6 protein-coding genes are annotated in these 9269 nt (G+C 36.8%); 3 read left to right on the forward strand and 3 right to left on the reverse strand.

What is annotated here, in order from left to right; translation table 11 throughout:
- Window positions 1-4: 4 nt before the first annotated feature.
- The 3 genes from OQX63_RS22655 to OQX63_RS22665 form a co-directional block, all read right to left on the reverse strand.
- Window positions 5-1534 (reverse strand): rhomboid family intramembrane serine protease, encoded by a 1530-nt coding sequence (locus tag OQX63_RS22655; protein ID WP_265853072.1) that lies wholly within the window; start codon window positions 1532-1534, stop codon window positions 5-7.
- A 6-nt stretch (window positions 1535-1540) separates the two neighbouring features.
- Entirely contained in the window at window positions 1541-2290 is a 750-nt protein-coding gene (locus OQX63_RS22660; RefSeq protein ID WP_265853073.1) for a class I SAM-dependent methyltransferase, read from the reverse strand.
- Between the two features lie 255 nt (window positions 2291-2545).
- The gene (locus OQX63_RS22665; protein ID WP_265853074.1) at window positions 2546-5740 is read right to left on the reverse strand and encodes a S41 family peptidase; all 3195 of its coding nucleotides are present in this window, start codon (window positions 5738-5740) and stop codon (window positions 2546-2548) included.
- A gap of 127 nt (window positions 5741-5867) precedes the next feature.
- Here OQX63_RS22665 and OQX63_RS22670 point away from each other — a divergent pair, with 127 nt between their 5' ends.
- The 3 genes from OQX63_RS22670 (at window position 5868) to OQX63_RS22680 (ending at window position 9164) form a co-directional block, all read left to right on the forward strand.
- A complete protein-coding gene (locus OQX63_RS22670) occupies window positions 5868-7148 on the forward strand; it encodes a glycosyltransferase (protein WP_265853075.1) in 1281 nt (426 codons plus the stop codon).
- A 122-nt stretch (window positions 7149-7270) separates the two neighbouring features.
- Window positions 7271-8416 carry a PDDEXK nuclease domain-containing protein gene (locus OQX63_RS22675; protein WP_265853076.1) on the forward strand — a complete coding sequence of 382 codons (1146 nt, stop codon included), beginning with the start codon at window positions 7271-7273 and terminating at the stop codon, window positions 8414-8416.
- Between the two features lies 1 nt (window position 8417).
- Window positions 8418-9164 carry a glycosyltransferase family 2 protein gene (locus OQX63_RS22680; RefSeq protein ID WP_265853077.1) on the forward strand — a complete coding sequence of 249 codons (747 nt, stop codon included), beginning with the start codon at window positions 8418-8420 and terminating at the stop codon, window positions 9162-9164.
- Window positions 9165-9269 lie beyond the last annotated feature (105 nt).

The following is a 9269-nucleotide window of genomic DNA, read 5'->3' on the forward strand; positions in this document are numbered from 1 at the left end:
TTTCTTATTCTTCTTCTTTATAAAGGATTTCGAATACCTTTCCTAATGCAGCAGAAGTTTCTTTACTGTAACGGTAAGTGCTGTCGGCCTTAATATCCCTGTACATCAGCATTACTGCCCGGTAGGATGCTTTACTCAGTTTTATTTTTTTGTCACGAGTTATTTTATCTTCAGGTTTTAAATTTAAGGCCTGCATTTGTTTAACCACGAGCAAATTCCTTTCTATAGGAATAATGCCATCTTGTTTGATTGAAGCTAATTTAACATCTTTTGGCAAAGAAACTTTTAAATTCATAATCCCATTAAGTGATTGCAAATTACCATTAAAAGTATCAGTTAGCTTACGGTACTCTTCAGTTCCATATTTTGGATTAAAATAAATTACGCCACTAAAAAACAAAAGGAATAAAAGTAAAGCAACGGCATACCTCGCCCAGTTTTTAATTTCGAAAGTTTTATCCCATTTATAATTCAGCAAATAGGTAAAAATAAATCCTGAAACAAAACCACCAATATGCGCCGCATTATCTATCCTTTTACCAAATGCACCATTTATAAGCATCAATAATGATACAATAAGTGTACTCACCAGTAAGGCTTTGGTAGCCTTAACTTCAAAAGATTTGGTTGTCAACAGCGCTATAAAAACACCATACAAGCCCATAATTGCACCCGAAGCGCCCATCATTACGCCTTCCTGGTGGAAAATCAGACTTACCAGTCCTCCGCAAATACCACTCATTAAGTAAATGAAAAGGAATTTTTTCCAGCCCAGTTTATTTTCGATCATTAAGCCGAGGTAAACCAGTGCATACATATTAAAAAACAGGTGTGAAACCGATCCATGTATAAATTGATAGGTAATTAAGCGCCAATATTGCCCTCCGAGAACCAGATTGCGCTGATTAACACCAAAGTTCAGCACTAATCGGTTTATTTCCTCAATATAATCTTCCCGGGAAGCATGTCCGGTTTTTAACGAAAGATAGGCAATGAACACAATCGATAAAATGATAATTGCGATGAAATATAGCGTATTAAGTAGAACAAGAATTGGCGTTGCCGTATATCCCTTTTGCGGAAAAAACAAGAATAATACGTTTTTGATTTTATTCTTTGTAGCCAAAGGTGCTTTTTCAAAATAATGATCGTCCTGTGTTTCGATAAGCCGACGGAATTTAAACAGATTCTCTTCCCAAACATCTTTCAGGTGGAATTCTACATATTCAAATTCGTGAAAAAACTTTTCCAGATTGAGATCATTTTTACCATAATCGTTAAAGAGCATCTGGATCCCTACGCATTCACTTTTTACCACCGCAAAATTTCCGTGGATACGGATTGATATCTCTTCACTGTACGATTGGAAGGATATTGGGGTATAAGCGATTAACCCGGTTTCGGAAACGTGACTTAAGCTCCAACCGAGATTTTCGATGGCCTGTTTGGCAACAATTAAATATTTATCTGCCGGAAATTCGGCCAAAGGAATATACTTTTCAATTTTAGGTGAGTAACCCCAACTGATTAACATAGCGCGTTAGATTTTTTTCGCCACTAAGATAATATAAGGTGATAGATTTTTGCTTTCAAACGGAATAATCTTTGTAAATACTTTTCCGGCCAGCCAAACCGCTTTTTTAAATAGACGAACACCTGCTGATTTTTGATCTTCGTTCTCCAGCCAAACGCTAAACCGACCAAAATAACCTGATTTTACTTCTTTAAGTCCAGCTTGTTCGCAAATTGATTTTAACATGGCTGGATCCATGCTATCAATATTGTGTTTATCGTAATTTTCTCTATCGAAATTCTTTTGGAACCAACCATTAACCGCCTTAAAATTTGGCAACGTAATAAATAAAGTACCTCCTGGTTTTACAAAAGCAATGTGTCGGTTAATAATATCCGCTGTATCGTTAAAGTGTTCAATTAAACCGCAGCTTAATACAAGATCGTATTGCTTTTCGGGTGTATAATTGAAAAGATCAGTTTCGATGATGTGGATATCCTTTTCGGTTAAACTATTTTTCGCCAAAAGTTCATGAACAACAGGCGGGTGTACAAAATAATCTAAAAGTGTAACATCAAGCTGAAAATACTTTTTCAGAAATACGGCATAATAACCGGGAAAACCACCTAATTCGATAGCTGTCTTAACCTTATCTTTCTGAATAATATCAGCCAGTTGCTTATGAAATAAATAGTTAGCAGGTAACTGAACAGCCAGTCCTTTTTTACTTTCCCAATAATTTACCCAAAAAGCCCTGTCGGTTAATAAATTTGCCATGTTTTAAATAATTCCAGGTTCAAAGAAACGGAAAAAAATGGGTAATTGGTTAAAGTCGTCAACTGTTTAAAGTGTGAATTTGGTTAAAACGCTGAGTTTACAAAATGTTATATTGAAACTTTATCGTCATACGACCGAAGTGGAGAAATCTTTTAAATTTGCGGAAAAGATTTCTCCATTTCGTTGCACTTCAGTCGAAATGATTTTGCGTGACGATTAACCGATTTAAACAGTTAACCTTCCTTCCAGTTAATGCTATTTCAAATCCTTCAAAATCTCAGCTACTGCTTTCTCAAGTTGCGGATCTTTATTTGCCAGTCGGTCTTCGAAAGTATTTTTAACGAAGATATCAGGCTTAACACCTTCCTTTTCGATATTTTTACCATCCATGGTATAACAACCCCACGACGGTAAACGATAAGAAGAACCATCAACCAGACTTTTAGCCGAAGTAAAAATAATCCATCGGTAGGTTTCTGTACCAACAATCTTACCCAGTTTCAGTTGCTTAAAACCTGCAGCTGTCATTTCAGCATCACTTAGAGATTGCTCGTTAATTAGCAATACGATAGGCTTCGCCGCCGGACCAAAATTACTTTGCGGGGCCATTTTACCTCCGCGGTATTTCCACTTCAAGTAAGGACGCTGTGAGAGGAATTTCAACACATCATCGTGCACGTTTCCACCAGTATTGTATCGCAGATCCAGAATAATGGCCTCCTTGTTTTCTTCTTGTGCAACCATGTCCAACAGAAAGGTTTCCAACTCGCTGCCCCCCATATTTTTCATGTAAGAATAAGCAATGCGGTTGTTGCTCCATTTGTCTACATTTTTGTGGTTTTGGCTAATCCATTCATCATAAAGGTTTCCGCGCAATGTACCTGAACTTTCAGGATGTATATTGACATAAACATCCTTTCCATTGCGTTTAAAGGTTAATGTCATTTCCCGATCCAATGATGGCTTACTGAAATAATAATCGCGGTCTATTTTTTCATCTACTTTAACCCCGTTAACTTCTGTTAAAATATCACCGGCTAAAATGTTGTTTCCGGTTCGGGCAGCATTACTTTTAGCAGCAATACGTTCTACCTTTAAAGGGTTTTCATTGTCGAAGATAATTCCTGTCTCATTGGTAATGTAATTCAGGTTTTTGCGTTCTTCTGCACCTGCACTATTAAAGCCCATATGCGAAGAATTCAATTCGCCCAGCATATCATTTAATAAAATCCTTAAATCACTTCGGTTATTCACATAAGGCAAATATGCGGCATAACGCGTTCTCATTTTATCCCAATCTACGCCATGAAATTTTTCGTCGTAAAAATTTTCATCTAAACCTACCCAGGTTTCATAAAACATCTGGTTAAACTCGGCATTTAGATTTCTGGTAAATTTATAACCATGATCTACCCGATCGAGCTTATTACCTTCTAAGCTATACTTATTTATTGTACCTCTTGATAAGACGAAAAATTTATCCCCTGCTGAAATGATGGAGTAATCACCACCATCGGCAACTTTTTCCGTTTTATTGGCTTCAAAGGGTTCGATAGTGGTACGATACAATCCTGGCGCACCACCTTCGTGGTTAGACGAATAAAACACATAAGTTTTATCGCCCTTGGCATAAACATCTGTTCCGTACTGGCCTCCGAACGAAGGACCAACCAGTTCTATTCTATCCAGTAGGTCTTCCGTATTAAGAGTAATGACATTGGCTGGCTTAGGTGTAGGTTTAACTTCGGTTTTCTTCTTAGCCGTATCGGTTTTGGCCTTTTTATCATTTTTATTTTGGGGTGCAGGCTTAACGTCCGCTGGCGCTGGCTTGCTTTCTTTAAACAGGTCATCGAATTTATCAGAACGATAAGGCTCGTCGTAGTTATTTAAAGCCATGCGGTAAATATGTGCATTTTGCATCCCTGATGGATAAGAAGGCTTGGTACGGGCACTGGTAAAAAAAATATACTTTCCATCTGGCGACCATGCCGGACTAGTTTCGGTAACACCCGTGTTGGTTAAGTTGATGGTTTTATTATTTTTGATGTGATGCACCATAATATCCTGTTCAAAATTTCGATAAACGGTAAACAGCACATATTCGTCGTTTGGAGAAAAACTTGGTGTTGCATTCTGTATAGCCCAAAACTCGTCGGTTACCAAAGTCTTGGCATCAAAAGTTTTTAGGTCCATCAGTTTAAGCTCGTTCCTGCCGCTTAAATACACGGCCATGGTTTTACTTTTATTCAAAGTGATATCGCGGACGTTTGCTTTATCTTTTGTAAGCTGTTTTACGGTACCCTTTCCATCACCTGTAATGGTAAACCAGTTTTGATAACCATTAGTGGTTTGACTGAACAAAATAGTTTTATTATCAGCCAGCCATTTACATTCCAAGGCACGTTCACCACTATTGGTAATTTGCCGGATAAACTTTCCATCGGCATCGCTCACAAACACCTCACCACGCGAAATGAATGCCATTTTTTTCCCATCTGTTGAAACATCAAATGCAGAAATATTTCCACGCACATCATACTCCTGTTCTTTGCTTAATACCTGATTGCGCGAGGTAGCAATATTTATTTTCTCTGTTTTCTTCGAAGCCACATCATAAGTGTACAATTGATAATCTTTCTCAAACACAACGGTAGTTCCATTGGCCGAAACGAACGGACGTTTAATGGAAGTATCGAAATTGGTTAAACCAGTTTTTTTACCATTGATAAAAGTATAAAGGTTGTATTCATCGTTGCTTTCATCAGATACAAAAAAGATATTGCCTTTTTGATCAACAATTGTCCAGAAATCTTTCCCAATGTAATCGGTGTAGCGTTTATAACTTTTTGTTTTTGGGTTGTATGATTGGATATCGGGATTATAAGCTCCTTTATAATGTTTACGGTTGGCGAAGCGCATACTTTCCCAGGTATCGTTAAAAAACAACTCTCCGGTTGGCGATTCGGCAATATGATGTGTGGTATTGAAATAATTATTAAATAAACGCTCCGCTGTACCGCCATTAACATTTACTTTATAACTCGAAAAAGAATTATAGCGGCCCGAGGTAAAATAAATGGTTTTGGAATCCCAGCTCCAGTTGTCTACTTCATCACTCGCATCATTAAACGTTAACTGTTTAATATCACCTCCTGTTAAAGGCATTACATAAATATCATAATTACCAAACTGGTTAGAAGAAAAAGCCAGCCATTTCCCGTCAGGAGATATTTTAGGGTTAATTTCTTCGCCCTGCATGGCCGTAATGCGCGATGCTACGCCACCTTTTACCGGAACTTTCCAAATATCGCCATCGTAGCTAAATACTATTGTTTGTGCATCGGGCGTTAAAGCTGGATATGCCGCGAAATAAGTTTGATTTTGGGCAAATGAATGTACAGGCCATAAAAAAGCCAGTGCCATAAGTAATTTTACTAAAGACTTGATCATAATTAAGTTAGTTTGGCTCCGGAAAGGCAGTTCTTTTTTGATAAAAACAGCTTGACCTTAAGAACGATAAAATTTATGGATGAAATTACGCAACAGATTTTATATTCGTAAACAATAAAATGTATTTTTGATTGATTTGAAAGTAGTACACCTAAATACCTATGATGGAAATGGCGGAGCAGGGAGAGCCTGTTTACGCTTAAGCGATGCTTTAAAGGCCGTTGGAATAGATTCAAAAGTATTGGTTTATTATAAATTTGGCCAAAATCCTGAAATAGATACGTTCAGCAAGTCACCTTTACAGAAAGCCAAAGCCGTTTATAACATCTTATCAGAGAGATATTTTGCCAAGTGGTTAAGCAAATCAGTAAAAACACCTTTCAGTCTGCAATGGTTCGGCCGTTCGGTTATCAACCATCCTGATGTTAAAAACGCAGATATTATCCATTTACATTGGGTAAATCATGGCTTTCTCAATCCTAAGTTCCTGGCACAGCTGGATGAGCTGGAAAAACCAATTGTATGGACTTTTCATGATAGCAATGCTTTTACCGGTGGCTGTCATGTACGCTATGGCTGTGAACATTTTCATCAGCAATGTGGCCATTGCCCAATTTTGAAAATCAGCGGCAAAAACGATATTTCGCACAAAACCTGGGTACGCAAACAAAAAGCTTATACGGAATTGAATTTCCATATTGTGGCACCAAGCCAATGGATGGCTGCTTCGATAAAATTTAGCAGTTTGTTGGGCACCAGGAAAACTACCGTTATTCCGAATACGATCGAAACAAAGATTTTTAAGCCTTATGTTAAATCGGAAGCAAAGAAAGTCTTGAAGATCGATCCTGATAAATTTGTATTGATGAGTGGATTTATGCCCTCAAAAAACGACAAACATAAAGGAACTCCCTATTTAGTTGAAGCTTTGGAAATCCTTTCGCGCAGGAGTGGAATTCAAAATAAAAACATTGAATTGGTTATTTTTGGCAATAAGGAAAATGCAGAAATGCCAGAATTTCCTTTCAAAACCACATTCCTGGGCACCATTAATAAAGATGATCATTTAGCAAAGTGTTATTCTGCCGCCGATGCATTTATTACACCTTCTTTAGAGGATAACCTGCCCAATACGGTGATGGAAAGTTTATCATGTGCCACACCCGTTATTGCTTTTACCACTGGCGGCATTCCGGATATGGTCAAACACATGCAAAACGGCTATCTGGCCGAATATCAAAATGCGGAAGATTTAGCAAATGGTATTGAATGGTTATATCACCGTCCTAATAAGGAGGAAATCCAAAAAGCAGCAAGATTAAGTATTTTAACCGATTTTTCGGAGGAAGTTATTGCTGCTGAACACATCCATCTTTACGAAACGTTGATTGATCTACAGCCAAAATAACGCTATATTTTAATAAAACCATACGGCTCTATCTATAATTCAGTTTGCAAAATCTCATTTTCTGTTTAACAAATAAAAATTTGGTCAATCTTTATTAAATTTATACCGACTGAAACTCTTAAATGGAAAGCATCGCAAACTATTCTGAAAGTATTAAAGCGTTAAAATCGGCTATTTTATCAAGCCGGTATAAAGCAGTTACTTTTGTAAACAAAGAGCTTTTGTTGCTATATTTTACGGTAGGTAAATTTATTTCCGAAAAGATAAAAAAGGAGAAATGGGGTGCAAAAGTTATTGACAACCTTTCTTCGGATTTGCAGGCAGAACTACCTGGTTTAAGAGGCTTTTCAGCAACAGGAATTAAAAGGATTAGATTTTTTTTTGAATCCTGGGAAGAACATATTTATATTAAACCATCAGTAACAGAGCAGCTATCTGTCATCTATACTGACGAAATCACAATTAGTCCAACAGTGTTGGACCAAATACAACTTATTGATATAGAGGATATTGAATTTAGTCCAACAGTGTTGGACCAAATAGGACGCTATTTTTTCAAGTTAAGTTTTTCTCATCATATTGAACTCATTCTCGCTACGGAAACGCTAGCTGAAAAGATATATTATATTCAGAAAACAGCTACAGAATTTTGGAGTTTAACCACTTTAAAACATCATCTCAAAAATAAGTTGTATCGCAACTCTGGCAGTTTACAAAATAATTTTTCGAAGACCATTTCTAATGAAGAATTAAGGGACAAAGCGTTGCAGTCTTTTAAAGATGAATACCTTTTGGATTTTATTAATCTAGAAGATACTGATGAGCAGGATGAACGGGTTTTAGAAAGTGGAATCGTAAATAACATTAAGAAGTTTTTAATGTCATTGGGAACTGATTTTGCTTTTATTAGCAACCAATACCGATTGATTGTTGAAGATGAGGAATACTTTATAGATCTTTTATTTTTTAACCGCCGTTTACAATGTTTGGTAGTTTTCGAACTAAAAACAGGAAAATTCAAACCCGAGTATCTGGGCAAAATGAATTTCTATCTATCCGCTCTTGATGAATATGTTAAACAGCCACACGAGCAACCTTCAATAGGAATAATACTTTGCAAAGAAAAGAAAAATAAAGTTGTAGAGTTTTCATTCCGTGATTTTAACAAAGCAATGGGTGTTTCTACCTACAAAACCAGTACAACATTACCAAAAGCATTTAAAGGTTTAATCCCTGATGCCGAAACCTTTAAAAAATTAATGGATTAACATGCCCAAATTAACCGTTATCACCATTGTATATAATAACGTTCGTGATATTGAACGTACGATAAAATCTGTTTTAAATCAGACTTATCAGAACATTGAATATATCGTAATTGATGGTGGCTCATCTGATGGGACGCTTCAAGTAGTTCAACAGTATAAAAATCAGATTTCGAAAATTGTATCAGAACCCGACAAGGGCATTTATGATGCCATGAACAAAGGTTTGGCATTGGCAACAGGCGATTATGTCTTATTTATGAACTCAGGGGATGAGATTTATGATGAGCAAACGGTAGAAGATGTCTTTGCAACTGCTCCAGGTGCCGATATTTATTACGGAGAAACCGAAATGTATAATGATAACTGGGAAAATTTAGGCCGCAGAAGGCACGAAGCACCAGATGAATTCAACTGGACAAGTTTTAAATACGGCATGAACATTAGCCATCAGGCTATTTATATCCGCCGCAGCATTATCACGCCTTACGATTTAGCTTATAAGTACAGTGCCGATATCGATTGGATTATCAAAGCAGCAAAAAAGGCATCTAATATCATTAATGTTCACCGATACGTAGCCAAATACCTGGTTGGTGGCATGAGCAAGAAAAAACACCGTGAGAGCTTAAAAGAGCGGTTTAAAATCTTCACCAAATATTATGGTTTAGTACCGAATATCTTTAATCATATTATCATTGCAGGTAATTTAGCCCTATATTTTGTAAAACACCGTAGGACAAATGACTAGGTATTTAGACTAATATGTTAGTATCGAAGTATCATTTCGAGCGCAGTCGAGAAATCTATGTAAATCAATTTAGTCCAAAGATCTCTCCATTTCGTTGCACTCCAT

It is taken from the genome of Pedobacter sp. PF22-3, assembly GCF_026239555.1.
Lineage (GTDB): Bacteria > Bacteroidota > Bacteroidia > Sphingobacteriales > Sphingobacteriaceae > Pedobacter.

Coding starts and splice junctions, on each gene's coding strand:
- OQX63_RS22665 (WP_265853074.1), bottom strand. CDS start 5,740: ATGATCAAGTCTTTAGTAAAATTACTTATGGCACTGGCTTTTTTATGG.
- OQX63_RS22660 (WP_265853073.1), bottom strand. CDS start 2,290: ATGGCAAATTTATTAACCGACAGGGCTTTTTGGGTAAATTATTGGGAA.
- OQX63_RS22655 (WP_265853072.1), bottom strand. CDS start 1,534: ATGTTAATCAGTTGGGGTTACTCACCTAAAATTGAAAAGTATATTCCT.
- OQX63_RS22675 (WP_265853076.1), top strand. CDS start 7,271: ATGGAAAGCATCGCAAACTATTCTGAAAGTATTAAAGCGTTAAAATCG.
- OQX63_RS22680 (WP_265853077.1), top strand. CDS start 8,418: ATGCCCAAATTAACCGTTATCACCATTGTATATAATAACGTTCGTGAT.